Consider the following 22728-nt stretch of genomic DNA (forward strand, 5'->3'; position numbering starts at 1 on the left):
GATAAGTGTTTCGAAAAGTACAGTGTTTCTAATCCCTTGCCGTGGTTCAGTCCGGCATGGGGGCATCATTGAAATGATGATTCCTTGAAGTGCCTTGATCATGCCCGAGTCGCGCAATGCGATCTGTGATTGAGCGCACAGTGCGAAATTCGCGCTTTTGTCTGTTTGTGGAAATCGGATACGGTCGGTCCACTTGTTCAAGTTCGTAAGGGGGCAATCGGCGTGGATTTTCTGATAAGCGGTGATGAAACGGCTCGTGCCACGCTTCTTTTGGCGCATGGATCCGGCGCGCCGATGGACACCGATTGGATGAACACCCTGAGCAAAGGGTTGGTCGACCGCGGGGTGCGCGTTGTCCGGTTCGAATTCGGCTATATGGCGGCGCGGCGGACCGGCGGTCCGAAACGCCCACCGCCTGATGTTACCTTGCTATGCGATGAATACCGCGCTGCGATCACGGCGCTGGAATCCGCAGGGCCGTTGTTCATTGGCGGGAAAAGCATGGGCGGGCGCGTGGCCAGCATGATTGCAGAGTCGGTGCGTGACCACGTGTCCGGCGTTGTGTGTCTCGGCTATCCTTTCCATCCGCAAGGCAAACCGGAAAAACTGCGCACGGCGCATCTTGCGGATTTAAAGGTGCCGACGTTAATCGCGCAGGGGACCCGCGATCCTTTCGGAACCAATGAAGAGGTCGCTGGATACACGCTGTCGGATGCGATCACTATTCACTGGCTGGAAGACGGGGATCACGACCTGAAGCCGCGCAAAACGGTGACGGGCAAAACGCTGGACGATCACCTGAGTGAGACCTGCAATGCGATCTCTGATTGGATAGGTAAGCAGTTAGGTTAAACGCGGGGCTGTTCCGTTTCGGAAGTTTCCTTGTAGCACGCCACGGCACGGATCACAGACCGCTCGTCATCGTTCAGATCAACCATATCGATACGCTCCAGCGCATAGCGCGACATTTCCAGTGCGGGGTCCGAGAAGCCCTCCGGATGCAGGTCTTTCAAAGCAGTCAGACCTTTTTGCAGGCGCATTTGCACCTCGACCATCGCCGCGCCATCACGCGCTATGGGGCGGAAGCCGTCTTCAACGAGGTCCGATACCTTGATGCTAGGCACAACAACGCGCGGATAGATAACTTCGGACTCGGCATCACTGCGCCAGTCGGACATGACGCGCACCAATCTTCCGATTACGTCAATGGCTGTTCCCGGATCATTCACAGCGGGGGAAAGGGCCCGCGATGCGATTTCGGCCAGAACGATCAGGCCAAACCGGGGATCCTGATCAAAGCTGCGCTGTTGACCGATACTAATGGCGTTGCGCAGTGTTTTGATCTGCTCTTCGTTTGGTGTGGCCCCTTCGATGCTTAGAATAGGGCGCGTATCATGGGCGAATGACCCGGGCAGGACCAGCAGCTGGATTTGCGCTTCCAGCTCGATTGCGCATTCAGACAGAGCTTTCATATCGACATACTGGACGTAGCCGATTTCATGTGCATTGATCTGAACCCCATCGTGGCGTGGCGGCGCCACACGGGGTTGTCCACCCATCCATGGGCGCTCCATCCGGTTTTTGACGGAACGGGACGCGGCCCTTTCAACGCGGTTCAGCGTGTCCTCGATCCGGCCGAATGTCATCAAATGGCTGATCCACCGCAACAAGGCAGCAACCACAAACACAAGGACTGCGCCAGTTGCGATGAACAGGACAAGCAATCCGGGCTCATCATAGTAGCCGGCTTTCAGGGCGATGATGCCCAAAAGGCTGAACAGGAAGGCCCCCAGAAACGTGGCAAGAACGTTCTGTGTTGTCGTGTCTTCCTGAAGCAGCGCTGTCGCGCGCGGCGTGGCGGAACTCGCAGCGGCGGCAAAGGCGGAAACTGCGATGGAAAGCGAGAAGGTTGTGACTGCCAGCATGGACGACGCCAGAATGCTGAGCACCTGATCAACAGCTTGGGCACCTACCTGGTCAGTCCATTTCGACGGGATAAACCCGCTCAGAAACCGCGCCATGACAACTGTCAGAATGGCGAGCGCCGCAAAGCTGACCACGCGTACCCAAATCTTCCGCAGTTGTTGCAGAACAAGCCACAGGAATTTGGACGTGATCATAAAAGGTGCTTTCATATTTGGCTGTGCAGCGTGTCTGCAAAACGCGCGTGGCGTGCAAAAGTTCCCGTTCTCGGTAGCAGTTTGACGGATTTCTCAGGGGCTTTGCGAAATTGCCTGTGCGGGCTGCACTGCAAGGGTATGCGCGCAAGGCTTTTCACATTGCCCCTGATCCGAGACTCGGGCACGTTTCACCCTAGGTTTCCAATGGCGCAACCCGCGCCGTGGCTATGGGAGGAAGTATGTTCAAAGCGTTGCTCGTAGAAAAGGATGATGAGGGTAAAACATCCGCATCCGTGACCGAAATCAGTGAAGATCAGCTGCCCGAAGGCGATGTGACAGTTGCCGTTGAATATTCGACCGTGAACTACAAAGACGGTCTGTGCATTGGGCCGGGTGGCGGATTGGTACGCAACTATCCCCATGTGCCGGGGATCGACTTTGCCGGCACTGTCGAAAGCTCGTCCGATGATCGTTACAAACCGGGTGACAAGGTCGTGCTGACTGGCTGGCGCGTCGGCGAAAACCGCTGGGGTGGCTACGCGCAAAAGGCGCGGGTTAAGGCCGATATGCTGGTGCCGCTGCCCGAGGGCCTGACAACCCGTCAGGCGATGGCTGTGGGGACGGCTGGCTTTACCGCTATGCTGGCGGTCATGGCGCTGGAAGATCACGGCATCAAAGAGGGGCCGGTTCTTGTTACAGGCGCAGCAGGGGGCGTCGGGTCTGTTGCGACAGCGATTCTTGCCAATCTTGGGCATCAGGTGGCGGGCGTTACGGGGCGTCCGGAAACTGCCGACTACCTGCGAGAGTTGGGCGCAACGCAGATCGTTGCCCGCGAAGAGATCAACGAGACAACGAAACGTCCGCTTGAGACCGAGACATGGGGAGGCTGTGTAGATGCTGTCGGTGGCGCGATGCTGGCCCGTGTTCTGGGGCAGTTGCAATATGGCGCAAGCGTTGCGGCTGTCGGCCTTGCCGGTGGTGCAAACCTGCCTGCGACCGTCGTGCCTTTCTTGCTTCGCGGTGTGAACCTTTTGGGCATCGACAGTGTGATGCAGCCCTATGACAACCGTCTGCGGGCGTGGCAGCGGATCGCCAAGGATCTGCCCATGGATAAGCTGGAAGCCATGGTGCGCCCCGCGACGCTGGCGGATCTACCGCAACTGGGGGCCGATATTCTGAACGGGCAGGTTCAGGGCCGTGTGGTGGTCGACGTCAACGCCTGATCCCTGAGGTATGCAAACAAAAAAAGAGCGGTCCAAACGGGCCGCTCTTTTCGTTTTCTGTGACGGAAACTTATACGCCGTAAAGCTTGCGCGCCTCGCGGAAGGACAGCAGACGCCCCAGTTTTTCATCCCAAAGGTGGATGTTGATGGTCTTCAGGCTTTCCAGCGGTGTGAGACGGTTCATATCGTTCAGCTCTTTATGGTCGCGCAGGACCTCGGGCAGGCGATAGAACGGGATGCGGCTGTACAGGTGGTGCACATGGTGGATGCCGATGTTGGCAGACAACCACTGCAGCGGCTGGGGCAGCACATAGTGCGACGACCCTTCCAGCGCGTATTCATGCAGTTGCCAATCGTCTTCCTTGGCCCAGTGCGTTTCTTCGAACTGGTGCTGTACGTAGAACAGCCAAACGCCGATCGTTGCCGCAATCACGGATGTCGGAATATAGATCAGCAGGAAGGGCATCAGACCGCCGAACCAGATGATCAGGGCAACAAGAATGGCCATGGCCGCGTTGGTGCCCATTGCGGAAATCCAGAACTTCCAACCTGAACGCATGTGGCCGATCGGAAGGCGGTTTTCCAGAATGAAGATATAGCTGGGTCCAAGAACAAACAGCACCAGCGGATGGCGATAGAGGCGGTACATCAACCGGCCCCACCATCCGCGCGCGCGATATTCTTCGACAGTCAGCGTCAGGATATCGCCCATGCCGCGCTGGTCCAGATTGCCGTGGCTGGAATGGTGGATCGAATGGGACTGACGCCAAACATCATAGGGGGTCAGTGTCAGCACGCCCAACGCACGGCCGACCCAATCTTGCAGCTTGCGGTTCTTGAAGAACGACGCGTGGCCGCAATCGTGTTGGATGCAGAAAATGCGCACTAGGAACATCCCGTTCACAACAGCAAGCCCAAGTGCCAGCCAAGGGCTGATCGACAGCGCCATCCAGGCCAAGGCCCAGAGCAGGAAGAACGGGCCCAACGTCAGGCCGAGTTCAACAAAGCTGCGTGTGTTCGAAGGTTCGCGATAGTTTGCCAGGATGCGTACCCAATCCTTGGCGTGACGCGTCGGTTTTTCCGGCGCATTGTTTTTCGTATCCATTTAGTCTTCTTGCCTTCCATGCCGCCCCGGTCCGCCACCGGAATGCTGTGGCGCTTGTCACGCCTTTTGTTGTGGTTCGTCAACGGGAAGAAACCCGAAATCTTCACCCTTTTGCAACGAAAGTGACGCTGCAAGTTATAAGCCAATGGTCTGGGTATCGACTGCCTTGACCTAGCGACATGTTTTTAGCGGCGGATGAACGTTTAGGCGACGATTAATCGCGCCCACACCGCGTCGTGATCCGAAAGAGGGGTGCCACCTATCCCTATGGATGTAAGGACGCCCTTGTCTTGCAGCTTCAGGTCTCGGCCACAGAGCCAATCCAGCTTCATCACACGGTCCGGATGTGGGGTGATCAGACTGGGACGCGTTGTTGTGCCCTCGGCAGTGTAATCCCATCTGTAACCATATGTATCAGCAAGGGAAAACAGCGTTTCACGTTGCCAGTCAAAGTCCGGCGGAAGGTGGTTTCCGGTGTTCAGGTCCCCGCCAATCATGACAGGCATGTTCGGTGCGAACTGGTCGACGGCGTCCAAAATCTTGACGAACTGAGCGTGGCGATGTGCCACGCCTGCATTGCTTTCCAAATGGGTGGAAACGAAACAAATCGGCCCCTTAACGCCGGGGATCACGGCCAACAGGGCCATGCGACCGCCGACGCGGGGCTGCTCGGGGTCGGTGGCCCCGTCCTGACCGGAAAACCAGTGGCCATGATCGTCAAGTCGGATCATCGCGACCTTCTGGAACGGCACCTTGGACAGGATCGCGTTGCCGTGCCAGCCGAATTTGTTGAAGTCATCGGTGCAATAGGGGCGTTCTGTCGGGCCACCCAGATCGAGTTCGTGGAACTCGACCCCGAAGGCATAGGTCATGCCCAATGCTTCGGCTACGTCCCGTGTCGTGTGGCGCTGGGCGGTACGGGCCATGCCATTGTCGACCTCGGACAATAGAACCACCTGCGGGTCGATCTGCTTAACGTGATCAGCGGTTTTATCAGGAAACAGACAGCGTTCTACGTTCCACGCAAGAACAGTCAGCTCTTCCGGCAGCACATCAAGCGACGTCGTGCCGCCCACCTCCACACTGTTCATCGCCTCAATCAACGACAGCAAAGCACGATGGGCCTCGGCCGTACGCGGGGCCGCGGTGATCTGGCTGCGCATGTCGTCGGTGACGGGGGGCAGCCGGTCCAGAATTTGTGTCATATGCGTTTGCCGGTCTCGCTGTCGAACAAGCAGATGTTGTCGGGGATCAGGCTGAGCCGCGTGGCGCCTTGGGGCGCTGGCTCGTCCTTCATCGCGTGGATTGAGAATGTCTGATCGCCTAGTTGGCCGTGCAACAGACGATGCGCGCCCAGTTCCTCAACCAGATCGACGTGGAACGGGATGTCGCCAGCGTCGTCGATCCGGACATCCTCGGGCCGGATGCCAAGGGTGACGTTGCCTGTCCGCGCTGCGGGGGCCGGCATCACGGGCGTTCCGCCGTTGATCCGCACCATGCCATCTTCGAACCGTGCCTCTAGCAGGTTCATCGGCGGTGCCCCCATAAACGATGCCACAAAGGTCGACGCGGGATTGTGATACACCTCGTGCGGGGTGCCGATCTGTTCGACCTTACCGCCGTTCATCACAATGATCCTGTCGGCCATTGTCATCGCCTCGACCTGATCATGGGTCACATAGATCGACGTCACGCCAAGGCGGCGCTGCAACGCTTTGATTTCGATCCGCATCTGGTTGCGCAGTTTTGCGTCCAGATTGGACAGGGGTTCGTCAAACAGGAACAGGGCAGGGTCGCGCACAATGGCACGGCCCATGGCGACACGCTGGCGTTGGCCGCCGGACAGTTGCGCCGGTTTGCGATCCAGATATTCGGTCAGGTTTAGCATGGTGGCCGCTTCCTGAACCTTCTGTTCAATCGTCGCTTTGTCGATCTTCCGATTCTGAAGCCCGTAGGCAATGTTCCGGCGCACCGTCATATGCGGGTAAAGCGCGTAGTTCTGGAACACCATCGCGATGTCGCGGTCGGCGGGGTCGACGCCGTTCACGACGCGGTCGCCAATCGACAGCGTGCCTTCGGTGATATCCTCAAGCCCTGCGATCATGCGCAACAGGGTGGATTTGCCACAGCCCGACGGCCCGACCAGCACCACGAATTCCCCGTCGGGGATATCGAAACTGGTGGGTGTGACGGCCTCAAACCCGTTGGGATAGATTTTGCGGATGGTTTCTAGGTGTACCCGTGCCATCTGTATTTGTCCTTACTTGTCGGATTCTGTGAGGCCCTTGACGAACCAGCTTTGGAAGAAAATCACGATCAGCACAGGGGGCAGGATCGCGATCAGGGCCAGCATGTTCGCGCGGCCGTATTCGGGGACGTTGGTGCCTTCGAGATCTTGGGTGATCTGCTTGATGCCACGCACCAGCGTGTACATGTCTTCATCGGTCGTGATCATCGTCGGCCACAGGTACTGGTTCCAGCCGTAGACGAACATGATGATGAACATCGCGGCGATCATGGTCTGGGACAGGGGCACCAGAATATCGATGAAGAACTTGACCGGACCAGCCCCGTCGATGCGCGCGGCTTCGACCAGTTCGTTGGGGACTGATCGGAAAAACTGTCGGAAAAAGAACGTGGCTGTGGCCGAAGCGACCAGGGGAATGATCAGGCCTGAGTAGGTGTTGAGCATGCCCAGTTGCTGCACGATTTCGTAGGACGGCAGAATGCGCACCTCAAGCGGCAGCAGAAGCGTGGTAAAAATCAGCCAGAAGGCAAAGGTCGCGAACCGCAGGCGGAAGTAGACGATGGCATAAGCCGCCATCATACCGATCACGATCTTGCCGACCGCAAAGCCGACCCCGAGTATCAGTGAGTTGATCAGCATCGACGTGCCGGTGTTTTCGCCGGAAAAGCCGGATGCCTGAAACATCGCCTTGGCAAAGTTGTCATCCAGTTCGGTGCCGATGGTCAGGCCGGGTCCGTTCTTGATCGTTTCCAGATCGGGCGTCGTGACGGTTTGAAGAACCATCAGGATCGGCACCAGCATGAACAGCGATCCAAGGATCAGGACCGTGTGGTCGAAAACCGTACCCCACTTGATCGACTTGCGAGGGCGGGCGACGGTGTTTTCGGAAGTGTGTGTTGTGTCAGCCATCTTGCGCCTCAGGTGTAATGGATGCGGCGTTCAACCAGCCGGAACTGGAAGATCGTCAGGGCCAGAACAAGGACCATCAGGATCACCGATTGCGCCGACGATCCGCCAAGGTCGTTGCCACGGAAACCGTCCACGTAGACCTTATAAACAAGGGTCATCGGGTTATTGCCGGGCTCGCCTTTCACCATGGTGTCGATCACACCAAAGGTGTCGAACAGCGAATAGGTGATGTTGATGATCAGCAGGAAAAACCCTGTGGGCGCCAGCAACGGAAAGGTCACGTCCCAGAACCGGCCAAAAGATGACCGGTTGTCGATCAGGGCGGCTTCGCGCACGGATTTCGGGATGGATTGAAGGCCGGACAGGAAGAAGATGAAGTTCACCGGAACCTGCTTCCATACCGACACAAGGATCATCGCCGAGGCCGTGTCGTTGAAGTTCACGCCTAGCTTGAAATCCCATCCGATGGATCGGGCCAGTTCGGTCAGCGGCCCCCAGCTTTGGTTGAACATCATAACGCCGATAAAGCCCGCCACGGGCGGCGCCACGGCGTAGACCCACATCAGCAAGGTGCGATAGGTTTTGGCCCCGCGCAAAACGTTGTCTGCCTTCACTGCCAGCAGCAGCGCCAAGGCCAGCGAAAAGAACGTCACCAGCGCGGTGAAAACCACCGTAAAGCGCGTGACTTTCATGTATTCGGATGAAGACAGCAGCGAGCTGTAGTTTTCCAAGCCCACAAAGGTCGACCCAAAGCCGAACGGGTCTTGCAGGTAAAACGACGACTGCATCGCATAAATCGCGGGCCAATAGAAAAAGATCGCGATGATCGACAACTGCGGCACGAGCAGAAGAATGGGCAGCCAACGGGTTGTGAAGCCGGCACTTTTCACAAGTTAGACCTTTCTGGCAGTGAACCTGAATAGGGTGGACGGCCACAGGAACTCTGCGGCCGCCCGAAGTGGTTAGGCAGTCTAGCTTAGCCTTGCGTTTTCGCGAAACGAGCCAGCAGTTCGTTGGCTTCTTTCTCGATCGTGGCAAAGGCATCTTCCACAGATGTCTCACCTGTCAGGATGCGGCCGTATTCACGGTTCATCACGTCACGGATCTGTACGTAGAAGCCCATGCGATAGCCCTTGGTGTTGTCGCCACCGGGCAGGGACAGCTGCTGGATGCCAACCTCGGCCGCAGGCGCGCGGTCATAGTGGCCGTCGGATTTCGCCAGCTCGTAGGCGGCGTTCGTGATCGGAACATAGCCTGTTTCCGCATGCCAGAAGTACTGGATTTCCGGCGATGTCAGGAAGCGGAAGAATTCAGCCGTGGCTTTGTTTTCTTCAGCCGACTTGCCCGCCATGGCGAACAGCGATGCGCCACCGATGAAGGTCTGTGTGGGTTCGGTTGTCACCGACTCCCAGTAGGGCAGCAGCGTGGCCGAGAATTCGAACGGCAGGTCTTTCTTGGACAGGCCGCCGAAGGAACCAGAGGAACCCAGCCAGATCGCAACCTTGCCTTCTTCGAACGGCGTCTGGTTGTCACCCCAACCGGTGCCGTACCATTCGAACATGCCGTTTTCTTTCCACTCGCTGACCGCTGTGAAATGCGCTTTGATCGCGTCGTTGTTCACAAGGATCTGCGTGTCTGTGCCATCATAGCCGTTGTTGTTTGTCGCAAACGGCAGGTTGTGGCGCGAATGGAAGTTTTCGGTAAAGATCCACGGCAGGTGCGACTGCGACAGCGGGATGTAACCGGCTTCTTTCAGTGCAGGTGCTGTGGTGGACTGGAATTCTTCCCATGTTTTCGGAGGCTCGACGCCCGCAGCGGCCAGCGCGTCCATGTTGTAATACATGATCGGTGTGGACGAGTTGAACGGCATGCCGATCATCTTGCCATCGCTGTCGGCATAGAAATAGCGAACGCCTGCGATGTAATCCTCGATGTTGAAATCAATGCCATTGTCGGACAGCAGGTCCTGCACCGGAACAGTCGCGCCTTTCGCGCCGATCACGGTCGCGGCGCCCGCGTCAAACACCTGCATGACGTTCGGCTGTTCGCCAGCGCGGAATGCGGCGATGCCTGCGGTCAGGGTTTCTTCATAGGTGCCCTTAAAGACAGGGGTGATTGTGTAGTCATCTTGCGATGCGTTGAACTTTTCAGCGATCTCGTTGACGGTTTCGCCAAGCGCGCCACCCATGGCGTGCCACCATGTGATTTCGGTTTCCGCAAATGCAGCATTTGCCGCCATCACCAGCGCAGCAACTGATACACCAAGTTTAAAATTTTTCATCACGTCTCTCCGGTCTGTGATGCCCAAAACGGGCACAGTTATTCGTCGTGCACCGGGCGCGTCAGGCCAGGTCACGGGCAACGTTTGAAAGAGATGAGCCCTCCCATTCACGTGCGCGACCAACCCTCTTCGTGGTTTTGTGCACACGTGTTCACATACAAGCGGATTGTGATGTTTATGTAAATGTTTTCTGTAATTATTGACAAATTTACCCGAGCGCGCGGATAGCTGTCGTATGAAACAGGCAGACGAAAATAGCGCCAAACGGCGGCGTCGGGTAACGGCGCAGGATGTGGCGGATGCCGCTGGGGTTTCTCGTTCTGCAGTTTCGCGCGCCTTTACAAAGGGTGCCTATCTGGACGCTGAAAAACGCGAAAACATCCATAAAATAGCGGCGGATTTAGGATATAAACCCAATGCTTTGGCAGCCTCTCTTCAGGGGTCGCGATCGCAGCTTGTTGCGATGTTCGTCGGCGAGATGCGCAACGAATACGACAAAGAAGTTGCAGCCAAAATGATTGCGGGTTTGAACGCCGCGCATCACTGGCCGGTGGTCATTGGCGGCAGCGGTGATGCCGCCCGAGAGGCCGTGGACCGCGTTCTCAGCTACCCTTTGGATGCGCTGATTCTCCGATCCGGCAGTCTGGATGCGGACATTGTCGAGAAATGCGCCAAGCTGAACATCCCCATGATTTCCTCTGGACGGCTGCTTGAGGCCCCCAATGTCGACAACGTTTGTTGCAATAATGCCGACGGAATGATCGCTGCGACGCGGTATCTGGTCGGGCAGGGACGTCGGAAGTTTGGGTACATCGGCGGGCCCGAAGGGTACTTTTCAACGCCTCAGCGGCGCCACGGTGTGGCGGCGGGACTAGCGGAAAACGGACTGGCGCTGGTCGCAGAAGAGGCTGGCGATTATACTGCCGATAGCGGTTACCGCGCTGCCGAGCAGCTGTTGTCGTCAGGTGTCGCGATGGATGCGTTGATCTGCGCCAATGATGCTATGGCCTTTGGCGCGCTGAGTGCTTTGGCTGACCATGACATTTCGGTGCCAGACGACATGTCGGTGATCGGTTTCGATGACATCGCCATGGCGAAATGGCCTGCCTTTCGTCTGACCACCGTCAGAAACCCGATGGATTTGTTGGTCGACACCGTCATCGACCTTTTGGACCGCCGATTGGCGAATGCGACGCGTCCCGCAGAGACGATATTTTTAGCAACCGAACTGATTTTGCGGGAAACACATTAAGCGTCCTGCACTCTTGGCTTGCCAGTTTCAGAATTTCAGAGTGAAGCTGTGCGCATGACACACACGATCCTTATCGAACAAGTAGCTTTACCGGACCCGATGGTCCTGAAGGTGATCGAAACCCACGTGGCGCAGATGCAGTCGCAATCGCCCGAGGAAAGTTGCCATGTGATGCCTGCTGACACGTTGTTTCGGGAAGGGGCGACAGTTTATTCTGCTAAAATCAACGGTCAGGTTCTTGGGGTCGGGGCGTTCAAGCCGATCGAGGGCAAGCATGGCGAACTGAAGTCGATGCATACACTCGCCGCAGCCCGCGGTCGTGGCGTCGGTCGCGCGATGTTGGCGCGGTTGATGGCGGATGCAAAGGCCAGCGGTCTTGACAGGCTAAGCCTTGAGACCGGATCGGACGATCATTTTGCCAGCGCCAGAAAAATCTATGAAGACGCTGGATTTACCTATTGCCGGCCCTTTGCGGGATACAAAGAAGACCCGTTCAGCGTTTTTATGACCTGTCGTCTATAACGCCTGTCTCGGCCCCTTGCCCTATCCGGCGAAAGCCTGCAAATAGGGCGCAGCGGTCCCTTAGCTCAACTGGATAGAGCAGCTGACTTCTAATCAGCAGGTTGAGGGTTCGAGTCCTTCAGGGATCGCCAATTCCACCTTTGTCATCATATAAAACAGCGTCCGATCTGGACGCGGCTGCCGGTTATCTGGCTAGCTCACAGGCCGTGGCGTCACCAAACCGCGTCCAACCAGCGCGCTTGACTTAATCTCAAGACCCTATATGTGCAGCAGATCGTTGGCTTCTGCGTGAGCAATCTGCGCCCGGTTGGAAAGACCCGTTAGGCGCGCCAGCGATTTCTCAGGATCCCATCACGCAGGGTTCTTATGGCTGCGCCGGCCTGTACAGAATTCGTCTGTGCATACCGTGGCTTGGCCGAACCCTCTTCACCGCGTTGGTCGCGGTGTTTTCTATGCAGGTATACGCCCTGATCCCAGGGGTATGCCTTGAAAGGACGTTTCTTGTCGCAATTCCAACAGCTCGGCCTGTCGCCGGCGCTTACCGATGAACTGGCCCGTGCCGGTTTCGATCAACCCACCCCTATCCAACAGCAAGCCATTCCGCTGGCGCTGGAAGGGCATGACATTCTGGGTCTGGCCCAGACCGGTACCGGTAAAACCATGGCCTTTGGCCTACCGATGATCGATCTGATCAAAGGCAATTCTGAAAAGCGCGCGGCCAAATCGGCTAAGGCGCTTATTCTTGCACCAACGCGCGAGTTGGTGAACCAGATTGCCGAAAACCTTCTGCCGATGGTGCGCTCGCTTTCGCTGCGTATCACCAAGGTGGTCGGTGGCCAGTCTATCAACCGCCAAGTGACGGCTTTGGCCAAGGGCACCGATGTTCTGGTTGCCACGCCGGGCCGCCTGATTGATCTTCTTGATCGCGGTGATGTGACGCTTTCGTCCACGCGTTTCCTGGTTCTTGATGAAGCGGACCAGATGCTGGACATGGGGTTCATCCATGATCTGAAAAAGATCGCGCCAAGGCTGGCGACACCGCGCCAGACGATGCTGTTTTCCGCAACAATGCCGAAACAGCTGGAAGAGCTGAGCCGCTCTTATCTCAGTAACCCCAAACGCGTTCAGGTCGCGCCTCCGGGCAAAACCGCTGACAAGATCAAGCAATCGGTTCTGTTCCTTGATAAACCTCAGAAGCAGAAGAAATTGCGCGAGATTTTGTCGGATGATCTGGGCGGGCTGAGCCTTGTTTTCGCGCGCACCAAACGCGGTGCGGAACGGTTGTCCAAAGACCTGATCGCCGATGGCTATAATGCGGCGTCGATACATGGCAACAAAAGCCAAGGCCAGCGTGACCGCGCGATTAAAGCGTTCCGCGAAGGCACAGTTACCGTGCTGGTTGCCACCGACGTGGCGGCGCGCGGGATCGACATCCCGGGTGTTGCCCGTGTGATCAACTATGAACTGCCGAATGTGGCGGAGTCCTACGTGCACCGTATCGGACGCACCGCCCGCGCAGGCCGTGAAGGCGAAGCGATCTCGTTTTGCAGCCCCGACGAACGCAGCCTGCTGAAAGACATCGAAAAGCTGATCAAGCGCGAGTTCGAGGGCAAGCCTGCCGAGGGCAAATCAGAGCGCCCGGCGCCCGCGAAATCGGACCGTGGCGATGGTAAATCCAAACCGCCGCGCCGATCGCGCCGTCGTCGTAGCAAGGGCCCGAAGAATGATGCGCCCAAAAGCGCCAATAACGGGTCTCGTGGTAATCCGCGCTCTGGTCAGAACCGTGTGAACAAAGGGTCCGGTCCGAAGAAAAAATCATCTGCGGCCTGATCTACCAAGAATAGCGGCGCGGGAAGGCATTCCTGCGCCGCGCTGCTTTCGTTCTGCGGCCATTTCCTAAACTACCGATGATTGTTGAATGCGCGGGCATCTGGTGTGCATCGCTTTTCATGTTCGACATCTATCGTCAGCTGTTTGCGAAACTGTCGCCCTACAGCTTATGCCTGCTTGAAAGAACCATGCGGTCGCTTTGGGCGGGCATGGGGTTTCCTCAATCTCCAAATTCCATTTCCGTGATATTTTGATCGAATGGTAGATTTTGTGACTCTGCCGGTTCTCGGAATAGGTCAAAGGTCACTTTGGATCGGATGCTGTTCGTAGTGATCTTGTCCATGCGCGATAGATAGTAGGTGCCCGACTTGTCCGGTATCACGCGGGTTTTAGGCTTCCTCAGTGATTTTTGTAGGAGGTCAGCATGCAGAAAAATTCCGTATTGGGCGGCGTTGTTGCAACGGCGATGATGATAGGCGGGGCGACACCCGTCGTGGCCGACGAATTCATCAAGGGAATGATGGGTGCTATGATTGGTGCAGCGATTGCCAATGGCAATCAGGGCAAATCAACCCAACGCCGAACGACCTCGACCAAAAAGAAATCCAGCAGCGGTGTTTCTTCTGCCGCGCGTGCGGCGAACAGGGAAATTCAGACCGCGCTGAACTATTTCGGTTTTCCGGCAGGTACACCGGACGGGGTTCTGGGCCGCAAGTCCCGCTCGGCCATCTCGTCATATCAGGCGTGTCTGGGCTATCCGATCACCGGTCAGCTTTCGCCCTTTGAGAAGGACTTTCTGATCAATTCCTACCATCGCGGTCAGGCGGGCGGGCAACAAACGATGGTGACGGTTGCGCGTATGCCCAACGGCTATTGCGGATTGCTGCAAGCCTACCGAGAAGAGATGGCGCGCCCTGTCCAACCCGCGGCTGTGCCAGCACCGCCTGTTGCCGCAGCTGCGGTTCCAACGATGCAACCGGTGCAGACAGCGGTTCAGAATACGATCAACGTTTCGAACAACTCGGCCGAGATGGCCAAACTTCAGGACGAGTTTGATGAAATCGCCCGTCAGATCGAATTGCTGACAGATGTGCTAAGCCACCAGAAAGGGTTGGGCGCGACCGCGTCGCGGTCAGGGAAAATTCAGGCGCTGGAGGCCCGGATTTCCCTGTTTGAAGGTCAGCGCAGCGACATCGTTGAAGAAGCCGAGGGCGCATATCAAACGCCTATCCGGCCGACCAACGCAAACCTTGGAACAACGGCACTGCGCGCGTCCGAGGTTTTCCCGAAGGTGCCTTACTACATCGCGGGCACAGAACAGATCGGAGAGTTCTGGGTAGAACCGCGCATCACCGACGAAGGCTATCTGGTTTATAACTTCAACTTCCTTGATCCGGATGCTGAGCTGGCCAAGGTCGTGGAAAAGATCTCAATGTCGCCCTCCGATATCAAGAAAACCGTTCAGGGCCTGGAAAAGGTTGATGAGTGGACGCAGGTCGCACAAGAGAAAAACATCCGGCGGCGGTTTTCCAAGGCAGCTGTCTGTTTTCCGGCATCCGACTGTGAAGAGAAGGTTGCTGGGAACACATCGACCGAGATTGTCTTCCTGACCTATGAAGATGGCAAAACTGCCGGTCAGTTCCGCCGCAACAAAGGCCGGAGCGCTGCGACCTACAATCTGTCGAATGAATCCGGAATGCTTCTGGCGGCCTATCTGGAATATATGTTGGACGTCGGTAGCAAGGAATTCGAAGCCACGACAATGACAGACGACGATCTGTCAGCGATGTTCGAATGATGGGCCGCGTGTGGAAAGCCGCCACCTTGATGGCGCTGGCTGCTCTGCCCACTGCCGCAGTGTCTGATAAGGGTGTCAGCATGGCCCAGTTTTCGGAAGCAAAAAACCAGATTTCCGACTTCTCGGAACGGCTGGGTGCGTATGCTGCCTGCTATGAACTTGTCGGGTTCATCCGGAAGGCCGGATATCAAACGGATACAGGCGGCGTGATCAAAACGCTGTTTCAAGGGGCCGCTGATCCGGCCAAGGTGCGCACCGGTTTCCTTGAGGCCTTGGAAAAAGACGGCTTCAGTTTTGAACAAATGATGATGTTGGATCGGATGCTGACCGACGCCGAAGAAAAGGCAATCGCCGAGACACGCGCGCAACTGACATCGACGGATGACAAGAACATGATCAGGATCTGTTCCCTAGCGCGCGGGCAAATCAAACGCCAATGATCTGAAACACATCTCTTTGCAAAAGGCCGGGACCGAAACGTTCCGGCCTTTGTTTTTGGGTGTTGAAATTCTCTATTGTTGATAAAAATAATAGGGAATATGCAGGGCCAAGCGTTTATCCCTATGTGCCCTATGACTTCAGCTGACCATCTTCCTTTGACATTGCCTGACTATCACGCCCGCGCAGCCGAGGCGCTGCAGGCCGAGCATGCTGCTTACTTCCTGTCTGGTGCCGGTGAGGGCGTGACGATGCGATCCAACCGTCGCGATTTCGAAGCTATCGGACTGCGCCCGCAAGTTCTGCAGGATTTGCGAAATGGCGACACCAAGCTGACGCTGTTCGGTACGCAAATGGCCCATCCGATCCTTGTCGCACCCTTTGCCTATCAATCCTTACTGGACGAGGGCGGGGAAACCGCCACCGCTCAGGGTGCCACGGCGCAAGAGGCGCTGATGGTGCTTAGCGCGCAAAGCAGCCAGCCAATGGAAGAAGTGCGGGCACAGGGCGGAACCTGCGATTGGTTTCAGCTGTATTGGCAGACCAATCTGGATGGCACATTGATGCTGGCAGACCGTGCGGCCAAGGCGGGGTTCCAGGTGTTGGTCCTGACTGTTGATGCGCCGGTGAATGGCGTGCGCGATGATGAAATGCGCACGGGGTTCGTGTTGCCTGACACGGTCCGCCCCGTAAATCTGGATGGATTGCCGCAACCTGTTTTCGACCCGTTGTCAGAGGACGACTCCTTTCTTTTCAATCGCATCGCCCATGTTCTGCCACGGTGGGACGACCTGCGATCATTCTGTGAACAGTCGCCTTTGCCTGTCGTGGTCAAGGGTATCCTGACACCGGAAGACGCGACACGCGCGGTCAAAGCAGGCGCCGCAGGGGTGATCGTGTCGAACCACGGGGCGCGCGTTCTGGATGGTGCGCCCTCGGCCATCTCGGTTCTGCCGAATATCGTTCAGGCGCTTGACGGCTCTGTTCCTGTGCTAATGGACAGCGGCGTGCGACGCGGGTCGGACGTGTTCAAGGCGCTGGCATTAGGCGCGGACGCTGTGCTTGTCGGACGTCCTGTTGTATGCGGGCTGGCCGTTGCCGGTGCGCTGGGCGTCAGCCATGTGTTGCGCCTGTTGCGCGACGAACTTGAGGTGACCATGGCCCTGACAGGGTGCCGGACCTTGGCCGATATCACGCCCGACCGTGTCATCCCTGACGCCCATCGGCTTACTTAAAGCTATAGCGCAGGGGAACCATCAGGGTGAATTCATCGCCCGCCAGATGGTTCGGCGGTGTCGGAAGTTTTTCAAGATCGTCAAAGACTTTCAGTGCGGCGTTGTCCAGAACCGGCCAGCCCGAGCTTTTGTCGACGTCCCGGTTCAGCACGTTGCCATAGCGGTCGATGGTGAAGCGCACCATGACCTCGCCTTCGATCTTTTTCTTGCGGGCCAGATCGGGATAGCGCTTGGCCTTGGAAATCCGCACGACGATGTCTTTTTGCCATTCGGTGATCTGCGCCATTTCTTCGGCGGTCAGGCCTTCTTCTTTGGCCTGCGCTTTGTCTGAGGACTGTTCCGCATCCACGCCGGAAACCGAGGCCTGCGAGGCATCCTGTGCTACGGCCCCCATTTGGGTTTCGGCTTCTACCTTTTCTTCGTCGTATTCCGTGGCCGTTTCATGCGCGATCTCTTCGGTTTCTTCCGAAGGATCGGGCGACGCGATTCCGAACTTCAACTCGTCATCTTCCACATCATAGGGAATTTGCTGAAGCGGCGGTTCTTCGGCGGCCTTGGCGGGGTCCACCGCTTCGGCGCTTTCGGTGACCGTTGGTGCATCTTCTGCGGCGGCGACTTCTGCGCTGTCATCGCCCGCATCAGAAGGCGCGCTGATGATGTCTGACAGATCAAACAGGATCGCGCCGGTGGCGCCTGCGTTCAGTGCTTCTGGCAGGGGCTTTTGATCAGGCTGTTTCAGCAGGAAATGTGCGGGCAAGGCAATATGCAAGGCTGCGCTTGCGGCAACTGCGGTCAGAACCAAAGCCTTTCCACCGCTGCCTGTTGCGCGATACGTCAGGCTCATTGCGACACCTCGGCGGTTTCGGTGGCCTCTGGCGGCGCGGCTGCCTCATCAAGGCCAACCAAGCCCACCTTCAGATAACCTTCGCCGCGCAGGATGTTCATCACCGCGATCAATTCGCCATAGGGGATGGATTTGTCCGCGCGGATATACAGCCGCGTGTCCCGTGCCATGCCTGTGGCGATCCCGATCTCCATCGGCAAGCCTTCCTTGGTAGTGGGCAGTTCGCCAACGGCCAAGGACAGGTCTTCTTTGATGGTGACAAAGACAGGTTCGGACGGGCGCACTGGGGCGTCTGCCACAGCAACGGGTAGTTCGACGGGGATGTCGACGGTTGAAAGGGGCGCGGCAACCATGAAGATGATCAGCAGAACCAACATCACGTCGATAAAGGGCGTGATGTTGATGTCGTGGTTTTCTTCAAAGTCGTCTGAATCGCTAAGACGTCCGGCCATGGTTTACTCCGCTGCTGTCGCGATTGCGGTGACAGGTTCGGACTTGGCCGGTGTTAGGTCCAGATCACGTGACAGGGTGCGTTCCACCAAAGCCGCCGCATCGCCCAGCATCACTTTGTAACCACCCAAGGCGCGGGACAGCAGGTTGTAGAAGATCACAGCGGGGATCGCGGCGACCAAGCCGATTGCTGTGGCAAGCAAAGCTTCGGCAATACCCGGCGCGACGACCGCAAGGTTGGTCGTGTTGCTTTCGGCAATCGAGATGAAGCTGTTCATGATGCCCCAGACTGTTCCGAACAGGCCAATAAAGGGCGCGGTCGATCCGATGTTGGCCAGAACACCGGTGCCCATCCCCATGCGACGGGCGGCGCCGACCTCGATACGGGACAATGTCGAACCTGTGCGTTCCTTGATGCCGGAATGCAGATGGGGTTCGTTGCCGGTGCGGGTCAGTTCTTCGCGGGCGGCTTGGGTCATCCGGCCCACAATGCCACGTCCATTGGCAAGGGCACCGTCCAGAGTTTGCAGCGATCCGGCGCGATCCAATGCGCGGTACTGGCGTTTCAATGCGTTGCGTCGCAAGGCAAGGACCAGAACCTTAGCCCCGTAAATGCCCCATGTGACGACAGAGGCGACAGCCAGCGCAATCATCACCGCCTTAACGACCCAATCAGCAGCCATGAACATGCCGACCGGCGACATGTGATCATGTGCGCCGTCATTCAGATAGGCCATGACCTGATCTTTCAGGCCTGCGTAATGCGCGATGATGCCGTTGATCAGGCCGGTCGGTTCCTCGACCGTTGGTGTTTGCGCCGCAGGTGTTTCTGCTGTCGGCGAAGGGGCAGGCGTTTCGGCTTGCGTAACGACAGTCGTTTGTGCGGCAGGTTCAGCGGTGGTTTCAGGTGTTGCGTCTTGTGCCACAGCAGTCAGTGGCATCAGCGCCAACGCGGCGCAGCAAAGAAGGCGTTTCATGTTCAGGTCTCCGACCAGAGGCGAATAAGGTTGTGATAGATCCCCGTCAGGCGAACGACCTCGGGGTCGTCGGCACCGGCGCGGCCGGCGAGGGTCTGAATGGTTTGATCCAGATCGAACAGGATCGTGCGTTGGGCGTTGTCGCGGACCATGCTTTGCAGCCAGAAAAACGACGAAACGCGTGCACCCTTTGTGACGGGCGTCACCTCGTGCAACGAGGTCGAGGGGTAAAGAACCATGTCACCGGCAGGCAGTTTGACCTCTTGGGTGCCATAGTGATCCTCGACCACCAGAACACCGCCGTCATAGTCGTCCGGATCGGAAAGAAAGACTGTCATCGACAGATCGGTGCGCAGACGTTCCTGCGTCAGCGGGTTCACGCGGATCGCGTTGTCCACGTGCATGCCGAATGTCTCGCCGCTTTCGTAGCGGTTGAACATCGGCGGCAGAATTTTCGAGGGCAGGGCGGCGGACAGAAACAGCGGATTGGCTGTCAGCGCCTGCAAGATGCGTTGCCCCAAAGCCTGGGCAACATCGCCGGTGGGAGGAAGCTGGCGATTGTTTTTAACACTTGCGGATTGCGCACCTGCGGTGGTTTTGCCGTCGTCCCAATCGGCAGCATCCAGCATCTTTCTAAACTCGGTGACCTCTTCGCGGGTCAGGACATTGGGGATCGTGATCAGCATGGGCAACTCCGGTTGGAAAGACGGGGAAATGGAAACAGGCGACACGGATGCCGCCTGCCTCCGAGGGAAAGGATATTCCTTAGAACTTCATATCCAGCGCGACCCATGCCTCGCGGCCCGGAGCCACGTAGGTGAAGGGTTCGCCAGAGCGGTAGGCGGTGTCGTAATAGACTTCGTCTGTTGCGTTCTTGACGCCGAAACGAATGTCCATTTTGTCCGACAGGTCATAAGAGCCCACCAGATCAAAGCTCCAGTAGGACGGCAGGAAGTTGTCGTTGGGCGTAAGCGAGCCCAGCTTGACCTTGCCTTTCCAGTTGGACTGAACACCCAGCATCAGACGGTCGTTGACATCATATGTCGTCAGCAGGTTGAACTGCTGATGCGCGATCGTCGCAAGCTCTTTGCCGATGTTATCCTCTGTTGCCGATTCAAGGATTTCGCTTTCCATGAAGACGGCACCACCATAAAGGCCGACGCGATCAATCTTACCCGCGACGCCCAGTTCAATTCCGCGCAAGCGGTATTCCAGCGTGTCTGTCGTGACCGGCGAGAATCGTGGGCCAGTGTCCTCGCGTGCGTTTTGCTTGGTCGTCTGGAACAGGGCTGCCGTCAGAAGCAGGTGATCTGTCAGTTCGTACTTTGCGCCGATTTCGTAAGCGATGTTACGTTCCGGCTTCAGGTTTTCACCGTTGGCATCCAGACCGGCATAATAGCCGCCGCCCGCCGCGATTTCCTGACCCATCGGGTTGGTCGATGTCGCAACCGCACCGTAGATCGACAGATCTTCACGCGGTTTCCATGTCAGGCCAAGGTTGCCGTTCCACATGGTGTCTGTACGCGACAGGTTCACACCGGCGCTGGTTTCGCGGTTGATGTCGTAGTGATCCACGCGGATGCCTGCGTTCACGATCCACTGGGGATTGATCTCGATCTGGTCCGAGAAATAGGCGGACACGGTGGTCACGTCTGTTTCGGTTTTGGCGTAGTTCCGCTCGGGCATATTGCCGTCAAAGCAAACGTCAGGGTTTGGATTAACCACGTCAACGGTACAGCCGCGTGCGCCTGTGGGATAGTCTTCGGTCGAACCCGGATAGGCGTCGGCCATGACCCATTCTTTTTGCAGCAACAGACCCGCGACGTAGTTGTGCGAATAGCCGCCCCAGTCTGCCTGACCGGACAGCTCGGTGGTGTTCGAAAGAACGTCAGTGACCTGATATTTGGACTTGTCCCGAATGCCGGTGGTCCAATCCTCGGGGTTGGTCGAGCCGTTTTCGGTCACGCTGCCGGGGGCTGTCAGAACGTAGTCGTTCACTGTTTCAGACGCGCGCAGCGTGTTCGTAAGTTTCAGGTTGTTGTTGATGTCCCATGTCAGACGACCGGTCGCGACATGGCGCGTCGCTTTCTGGAAGTCGCGCTCGGGGATGCCATAGAACGTGCTGCGGTCGACGCCGAATTCCGTCACCGGACCACGGGCGCCGTTCGGGCCAGCGGTTGTGTAGGGAACACCCCAATCGGGCATCTGATCGAATTCGCTGAACGAATAGGACGCGTCCAGCGTGATCGCGTCGGTCAGTTTATAGCGCAGCGCACCGGCAAGACCTGTGCGGTTGTCATAGACATGGTCACGACCGGCAACGTTGCCTTCCTGACGCATACCGTTGAAACGCAGTTGCAGACGGTCGTCATAGGCCACGTTGATGTCCGCGGTTGTGCGGATGGTGCCAGCACTGGTGAACTCCAACGAATATTTCTGGAAATCAACATCTTGCGGCTGTTTCGTGGCGATGTTGATTGTGCCGCCCGTTGCGCCACGGCCGCCAACAGAACCGGACGGGCCTTTCAGAACTTCGACCTGTTCGGTGTCAAAGGTTTCGCGAACCGAGGTTCCGGGATCGCGGACACCATCGACATAGACGTCGTTGTTGGCTTTGAAGCCACGGATATAGATGTTGTCACCGTACGCGTTGCCACCCTCACCAAAGCCAAGGGACATGCCGGGCGTGTGGCGCGCGATTTCGCGGATCGAGGTTGTTTGCGTGGTTTCCAGCGTTTCTTTGCTGATCGCGGTGACTGTGCGCGGCATATCTGCGACGTCGCCGATCAGTTTCGAGTTGGTCAGCGTGTTGATTTTGAACGGCGCATCAGGGTCGGCGTTCGGGTTGGTGCCGGCACTCGCCTGACGGGCGGCTTCTGCTGCAGCAGCCTCGGCTGCAAGGCGCTCGGCCTCTGCGGCCTCTTCTGCGGCACAGACAGGGGTGCCTGCCAGTTCAGGTGTACACACCTGCGGTGCTGCCGGTGCCTGACGCGCAACTGTTGTGCGACGCGGCGCGGGTGCGCTGCGGACCGGGGCGGGCGCGGGTGCTTCGGTTGTTTGCACGTCGACTGTCGGCAGAACGATCACGCCGTCGGTTGCGTCCTGAGCGGCAACGGAGCCTGCCAAAAGCGAAACGGCACAAGCGGTCGCCAAAGGCGCGACAGTGCGGCGGGCAAGTGGATCGGATGCGGGCGCGCAGGTTTGCGCGCCCCGCATGCGGAGCGATTTAGTCATGTGGAATGTCCCCCTAGACACAGCAGCCAGCACAGGCTGCAATTCCGAATTTTTATGGAATAGCTGGCGGGCAAGTTCCGGGAGGAGAATCTGCTTGGCTAGCGGGTTCAGCGCGGCCCTTATTCCTGATCAAAAGAATTAGGTAAAGGTTTTTTGACAAATTTGACGCGTAGAGGCACGCCCAAACGCTTGCGCTTGTGCGGTTAAGTCAGGTTTTTAAAGGGTCTGCAAAGATATTCAGCAGCGCTTTAACCACCGAATG

Annotated in this window: 20 protein-coding genes and 1 tRNA gene; 9 read left to right on the forward strand and 12 right to left on the reverse strand. The window is 57.4% G+C overall.

Going from position 1 to position 22728, the window contains the following annotated elements; translation table 11 throughout:
* Nucleotides 1-222: 222 nt before the first annotated feature.
* Complete coding sequence (locus C4S59_RS14285; protein ID WP_103911192.1) at nucleotides 223-852, forward strand: alpha/beta fold hydrolase; 630 nt, start codon at nucleotides 223-225, stop codon at nucleotides 850-852.
* Here C4S59_RS14285 and C4S59_RS14290 read toward each other — a convergent pair.
* Nucleotides 849-2120, reverse strand: a complete 1272-nt coding sequence (locus C4S59_RS14290; protein WP_160006895.1) for a DUF2254 domain-containing protein — start codon at nucleotides 2118-2120, stop codon at nucleotides 849-851. The genes C4S59_RS14285 and C4S59_RS14290 overlap by 4 nt on opposite strands.
* Before the next feature lie 239 nt (nucleotides 2121-2359).
* Here C4S59_RS14290 and acuI point away from each other — a divergent pair, with 239 nt between their 5' ends.
* Nucleotides 2360-3343, forward strand: coding sequence for an acryloyl-CoA reductase (acuI, locus tag C4S59_RS14295; RefSeq protein WP_103911194.1), 984 nt, complete (start codon nucleotides 2360-2362; stop codon nucleotides 3341-3343).
* Nucleotides 3344-3413: 70 nt separating this feature from the next.
* Here acuI and C4S59_RS14300 read toward each other — a convergent pair whose 3' ends face one another.
* The 6 genes from C4S59_RS14300 to C4S59_RS14325 all read right to left on the reverse strand — a co-directional run bounded on the left by C4S59_RS14300 (nucleotide 3414) and on the right by C4S59_RS14325 (nucleotide 9886).
* Complete coding sequence (locus C4S59_RS14300) at nucleotides 3414-4448, reverse strand: fatty acid desaturase (protein ID WP_103911195.1); 1035 nt, start codon at nucleotides 4446-4448, stop codon at nucleotides 3414-3416.
* Between the two features lie 203 nt (nucleotides 4449-4651).
* Complete coding sequence (locus C4S59_RS14305) at nucleotides 4652-5653, reverse strand: endonuclease/exonuclease/phosphatase family protein (RefSeq protein ID WP_103911196.1); 1002 nt, start codon at nucleotides 5651-5653, stop codon at nucleotides 4652-4654.
* Nucleotides 5650-6696 (reverse strand): ABC transporter ATP-binding protein, encoded by a 1047-nt coding sequence (locus C4S59_RS14310; protein WP_103911197.1) that lies wholly within the window; start codon nucleotides 6694-6696, stop codon nucleotides 5650-5652. The genes C4S59_RS14305 and C4S59_RS14310 overlap by 4 nt, the downstream gene beginning before the upstream one ends.
* A 12-nt stretch (nucleotides 6697-6708) precedes the next feature.
* Nucleotides 6709-7605 carry an ABC transporter permease subunit gene (locus tag C4S59_RS14315; protein WP_103911198.1) on the reverse strand — a complete coding sequence of 299 codons (897 nt, stop codon included), beginning with the start codon at nucleotides 7603-7605 and terminating at the stop codon, nucleotides 6709-6711.
* 8 nt (nucleotides 7606-7613) lie between these two features.
* Nucleotides 7614-8495, reverse strand: coding sequence for an ABC transporter permease subunit (locus C4S59_RS14320; RefSeq protein WP_103911199.1), 882 nt, complete (start codon nucleotides 8493-8495; stop codon nucleotides 7614-7616).
* A gap of 86 nt (nucleotides 8496-8581) precedes the next feature.
* Nucleotides 8582-9886 (reverse strand): extracellular solute-binding protein, encoded by a 1305-nt coding sequence (locus tag C4S59_RS14325; protein ID WP_103911200.1) that lies wholly within the window; start codon nucleotides 9884-9886, stop codon nucleotides 8582-8584.
* A 235-nt stretch (nucleotides 9887-10121) separates the two neighbouring features.
* Between C4S59_RS14325 and C4S59_RS14330 the strand changes: the two genes are divergently transcribed.
* The 7 genes from C4S59_RS14330 to C4S59_RS14360 all read left to right on the forward strand — a co-directional run bounded on the left by C4S59_RS14330 (nucleotide 10122) and on the right by C4S59_RS14360 (nucleotide 16961).
* Complete coding sequence (locus C4S59_RS14330; RefSeq protein WP_103911201.1) at nucleotides 10122-11138, forward strand: LacI family DNA-binding transcriptional regulator; 1017 nt, start codon at nucleotides 10122-10124, stop codon at nucleotides 11136-11138.
* A gap of 54 nt (nucleotides 11139-11192) precedes the next feature.
* Nucleotides 11193-11660, forward strand: coding sequence for a GNAT family N-acetyltransferase (locus C4S59_RS14335; protein ID WP_103911202.1), 468 nt, complete (start codon nucleotides 11193-11195; stop codon nucleotides 11658-11660).
* A 54-nt stretch (nucleotides 11661-11714) separates the two neighbouring features.
* A tRNA-Arg gene (locus C4S59_RS14340) sits at nucleotides 11715-11791 on the forward strand.
* Nucleotides 11792-12161: 370 nt separating this feature from the next.
* Nucleotides 12162-13490 (forward strand): DEAD/DEAH box helicase, encoded by a 1329-nt coding sequence (locus C4S59_RS14345; protein ID WP_103911203.1) that lies wholly within the window; start codon nucleotides 12162-12164, stop codon nucleotides 13488-13490.
* A 424-nt stretch (nucleotides 13491-13914) separates the two neighbouring features.
* On the forward strand, nucleotides 13915-15288 hold the full coding sequence (locus C4S59_RS14350) for a peptidoglycan-binding domain-containing protein (RefSeq protein ID WP_103911204.1): 1374 nt from the start codon (nucleotides 13915-13917) through the stop codon (nucleotides 15286-15288).
* Entirely contained in the window at nucleotides 15285-15728 is a 444-nt protein-coding gene (locus tag C4S59_RS14355) for a hypothetical protein (protein WP_103911205.1), read from the forward strand. Before C4S59_RS14350 ends, C4S59_RS14355 begins: the two co-directional genes overlap by 4 nt.
* Before the next feature lie 156 nt (nucleotides 15729-15884).
* Complete coding sequence (locus C4S59_RS14360; protein ID WP_234994779.1) at nucleotides 15885-16961, forward strand: alpha-hydroxy acid oxidase; 1077 nt, start codon at nucleotides 15885-15887, stop codon at nucleotides 16959-16961.
* Here the strand turns inward: C4S59_RS14360 and C4S59_RS14365 are convergent.
* From C4S59_RS14365 to C4S59_RS14385, 5 genes are all read right to left on the reverse strand, one after another.
* Nucleotides 16954-17805, reverse strand: coding sequence for an energy transducer TonB (locus C4S59_RS14365; protein ID WP_103911207.1), 852 nt, complete (start codon nucleotides 17803-17805; stop codon nucleotides 16954-16956). The genes C4S59_RS14360 and C4S59_RS14365 overlap by 8 nt on opposite strands.
* Nucleotides 17802-18257: a TonB system transport protein ExbD gene (gene exbD / locus C4S59_RS14370; protein WP_103911208.1), complete on the reverse strand. Its 456-nt coding sequence runs from the start codon at nucleotides 18255-18257 to the stop codon at nucleotides 17802-17804. Before exbD ends, C4S59_RS14365 begins: the two co-directional genes overlap by 4 nt.
* Nucleotides 18258-18260: 3 nt before the next feature.
* Nucleotides 18261-19232 carry a tonB-system energizer ExbB gene (gene exbB / locus C4S59_RS14375; protein WP_327346535.1) on the reverse strand — a complete coding sequence of 324 codons (972 nt, stop codon included), beginning with the start codon at nucleotides 19230-19232 and terminating at the stop codon, nucleotides 18261-18263.
* A gap of 2 nt (nucleotides 19233-19234) precedes the next feature.
* On the reverse strand, nucleotides 19235-19918 hold the full coding sequence (locus C4S59_RS14380) for a Fe2+-dependent dioxygenase (protein ID WP_103911209.1): 684 nt from the start codon (nucleotides 19916-19918) through the stop codon (nucleotides 19235-19237).
* Nucleotides 19919-19997: 79 nt separating this feature from the next.
* Nucleotides 19998-22466 carry a TonB-dependent receptor gene (locus tag C4S59_RS14385; protein WP_234994780.1) on the reverse strand — a complete coding sequence of 823 codons (2469 nt, stop codon included), beginning with the start codon at nucleotides 22464-22466 and terminating at the stop codon, nucleotides 19998-20000.
* Nucleotides 22467-22728: the final 262 nt, after the last annotated feature.

The sequence above is a fragment of the Thalassococcus halodurans genome (assembly GCF_900108225.1).
GTDB lineage: Bacteria > Pseudomonadota > Alphaproteobacteria > Rhodobacterales > Rhodobacteraceae > Thalassococcus > Thalassococcus halodurans.

Bases quoted from the DNA above. Each gene is read 5' to 3' on its own strand.
- C4S59_RS14290 (WP_160006895.1), bottom strand. From the start codon at position 2,120: ATGATCACGTCCAAATTCCTGTGGCTTGTTCTGCAACAACTGCGGAAG.
- acuI (WP_103911194.1), top strand. From the start codon at position 2,360: ATGTTCAAAGCGTTGCTCGTAGAAAAGGATGATGAGGGTAAAACATCC.
- C4S59_RS14300 (WP_103911195.1), bottom strand. From the start codon at position 4,448: ATGGATACGAAAAACAATGCGCCGGAAAAACCGACGCGTCACGCCAAG.
- C4S59_RS14305 (WP_103911196.1), bottom strand. From the start codon at position 5,653: ATGACACAAATTCTGGACCGGCTGCCCCCCGTCACCGACGACATGCGC.
- C4S59_RS14310 (WP_103911197.1), bottom strand. From the start codon at position 6,696: ATGGCACGGGTACACCTAGAAACCATCCGCAAAATCTATCCCAACGGG.
- C4S59_RS14315 (WP_103911198.1), bottom strand. From the start codon at position 7,605: ATGGCTGACACAACACACACTTCCGAAAACACCGTCGCCCGCCCTCGC.
- C4S59_RS14325 (WP_103911200.1), bottom strand. From the start codon at position 9,886: ATGAAAAATTTTAAACTTGGTGTATCAGTTGCTGCGCTGGTGATGGCG.
- C4S59_RS14330 (WP_103911201.1), top strand. From the start codon at position 10,122: ATGAAACAGGCAGACGAAAATAGCGCCAAACGGCGGCGTCGGGTAACG.
- C4S59_RS14335 (WP_103911202.1), top strand. From the start codon at position 11,193: ATGACACACACGATCCTTATCGAACAAGTAGCTTTACCGGACCCGATG.
- C4S59_RS14350 (WP_103911204.1), top strand. From the start codon at position 13,915: ATGCAGAAAAATTCCGTATTGGGCGGCGTTGTTGCAACGGCGATGATG.
- C4S59_RS14355 (WP_103911205.1), top strand. From the start codon at position 15,285: ATGATGGGCCGCGTGTGGAAAGCCGCCACCTTGATGGCGCTGGCTGCT.
- C4S59_RS14365 (WP_103911207.1), bottom strand. From the start codon at position 17,805: ATGAGCCTGACGTATCGCGCAACAGGCAGCGGTGGAAAGGCTTTGGTT.
- exbD (WP_103911208.1), bottom strand. From the start codon at position 18,257: ATGGCCGGACGTCTTAGCGATTCAGACGACTTTGAAGAAAACCACGAC.
- exbB (WP_327346535.1), bottom strand. From the start codon at position 19,232: ATGAAACGCCTTCTTTGCTGCGCCGCGTTGGCGCTGATGCCACTGACT.
- C4S59_RS14380 (WP_103911209.1), bottom strand. From the start codon at position 19,918: ATGCTGATCACGATCCCCAATGTCCTGACCCGCGAAGAGGTCACCGAG.
- C4S59_RS14385 (WP_234994780.1), bottom strand. From the start codon at position 22,466: ATGACTAAATCGCTCCGCATGCGGGGCGCGCAAACCTGCGCGCCCGCA.